We start from the raw sequence: 2142 nt of genomic DNA, 5'->3' as shown, positions 1-2142 counted from the left end.
CCGCCGGCAGACGCCGCCCGCGCCGGTCGTCCGCGCGGGTGGCGGCGAACCGGCGCCACGCCACCGCGGCGAGGACGGCCAGCAGCACCGCCACGCAGCCGGCGATCACGGCCATCGCCAGGTGGTACCGGGAGAAGTCGTCCACCATCACCCCGAGCGCGGGCACACGTCCGGCAGCCGGGGGATCCGCCAGCTGCTCGCGGACCTGGCCGAGCGCACCGGCCAGCTCCGGGTCACGGGAGCCGTTCAGCAGCGGGAGCAGGGAGGCGAACGGCGCCACCGCGCCCTGGATGTTGGCCATCACCAGCAGCGCGGAGGCCGCCGCCAGCACCGTGGCCGCCACGGCACCCGCACCCGAGGTGATGCGTCCCGCGCGCCCGTTCCCGGGGGCCGTGCCGCGCGCACAGGCCCGCCACAGCCTGACCGCGAGCACGGCCAGGACCGCCAGCAGCGCCGCCGCGACCACGGCCTTGACCACGTGGTAGCGGAACCAGTACTCCACCACCTGCTCCAGGCGCGGCGGCAGCTCCGGCGCGCCGGAGCGCCAGTACCCGGTGAAGGCCTCGCCGAACGCCACGGCCAGTGCGCCCCGGTCGGCGTACCCCGTTCCCGTCGAGGTCCCCGCCAGGAGCCGCGGCGCGACGACGAACGCCACGGCCAGTGTCACCACAGCACCGCCGAACAGTGCGACCGTCCGCCCGGACACCGGCACCGCCCTCGGCGCGACCACAGGACTGCTCATGGAACTCCCTTCCCCGGTCATCACCAGCAGGGACGCCGCACCCCGCCCAGGGGTTCGCCCGGCCGGGCGCGGGCCCTGCTGCGCCGCGTCGGGCACCGCTACGGCCGGGTGGAGGCGTGCCTCATGCCCCGGGGATCAGCGGTATTCGCAGAGGTAGGCGGTCTCGCCGTCGACCTTGAGGTCGAAGGCGCTGTTGCCCGGGACGTCGAACCGGGTGCCGGCGGCGAAGGTCTCCCAGCCGTCGGCGCCGGGCAGCTTCACGGTCAGGGCGCCGCTGATCACGTGCATGGTCTCCGGGGCGGCGGTGTCGAACCGGTACTCGCCCGGGGCCATGACACCGATGGTCGCCGGCCCGTGCTCCTGCTTGAAGGCGATCGACTTGACGGTGCCGTCGAAGTACTCGTTGACCGTGAACATGGGCATCCCCCTCGGGGAACGGGCGGGAACGAGCGGGCCGCTCGCCGCGTGCTGGGTGTCGGCACGGGAAAGCTACAGGTGGCGCCGTCGGGGCCGTCGATCCGTCTCGCCCCGCGGAACAGGTGCGCGCAGGTGTGATCCGCTCACGACCACGGCTCAGGTGTAGGCCGCCGTGTCCCGCACCTCACCGAACCGGGGAAAGATCCTCTCCACCGTGAAGTCGTGCTCGTCGGCGGCGAAGCCGGACATCGCGTCGGCGACGAACTCCAGCTCGTAGCCGTGGTCGCTCGCGGCCCGGGCCGTGGACTCGACCCCCATCGTGGTGACCAGCCCGGCGAGCACCAGCGTGTCCACGCCCCGCTCGCGCAACCGCTCGTGCAGGTCGGTGCCGTGGAACGCACCGACGGTGCGTTTGACGACCTCGATGTCGCCGGGCCGGACCAGACCGTCGGCGAAGCCGCTGCCCGGCGGCTGCTCGGGGGTGTTCGGCCGCTCGACCCGGACCAGTACCACCGGGCGGCCGCCCGCCCTGAACGCCTCGGCCAAGCGGCGGCAGCGCGTCAGCACCTCGTCGCCGGAGTGCGGGGCGAGGGGCAGGGCGATGATGCGTGGCATCAGGTCGACGAGGATCAGCGCAGAGGTCACGGAGTCGATCGTAGGCCAGGACCCGAGGCCGCCCTCCGTCGGCGGTACCAACGGGCGGGCGTTCCGGGCTCGTTCGTCCGGCCGTTCGTCCGACTGCCCGTCAGGTGTCCGTCAGGTGCCGTCCGCTGCTCCGGCTGCCGCTCCGGCCGCCGAACAACTCGGCTGCGGTCGGCGGTACGCCGCGACTAGCCTGGCGGCCTCTACGGACCACAGGAGGTCACGGTGCTGGTCATGCCCGGGCGGCGGACGTCGACGATGGAGCTGCTGGCCGTCGAGGCGGCCGGTCGTGGGATGGAGGTCCGGGCGGCTGAGGACCTCGGCCCGGTGCCCGGTCCGGC

3 protein-coding genes are annotated in these 2142 nt (G+C 73.9%); all 3 read right to left on the bottom strand.

Going from position 1 to position 2142, the window contains the following annotated elements; translation table 11 throughout:
- On the bottom strand, positions 1–742 hold a 742-nt coding region (locus ABZ641_RS34275; protein WP_359988240.1), incomplete at its 3' end, for a hypothetical protein.
- Positions 743–877: 135 nt separating this feature from the next.
- On the bottom strand, positions 878–1159 hold the full coding sequence (locus ABZ641_RS34270) for a pyrimidine/purine nucleoside phosphorylase (RefSeq protein ID WP_344622923.1): 282 nt from the start codon (positions 1157–1159) through the stop codon (positions 878–880).
- A 156-nt stretch (positions 1160–1315) separates the two neighbouring features.
- Entirely contained in the window at positions 1316–1804 is a 489-nt protein-coding gene (locus tag ABZ641_RS34265) for an isochorismatase family protein (protein ID WP_344622922.1), read from the bottom strand.
- Positions 1805–2142 lie beyond the last annotated feature (338 nt).

It is taken from the genome of Kitasatospora sp. NPDC007106 (assembly GCF_040634455.1).
In the GTDB taxonomy this organism is placed as follows: domain Bacteria; phylum Actinomycetota; class Actinomycetes; order Streptomycetales; family Streptomycetaceae; genus Kitasatospora; species Kitasatospora arboriphila.
Note: the sequence above shows the minus strand (reverse complement) of the source record. Positions and strands in the feature narration are given on the sequence as shown.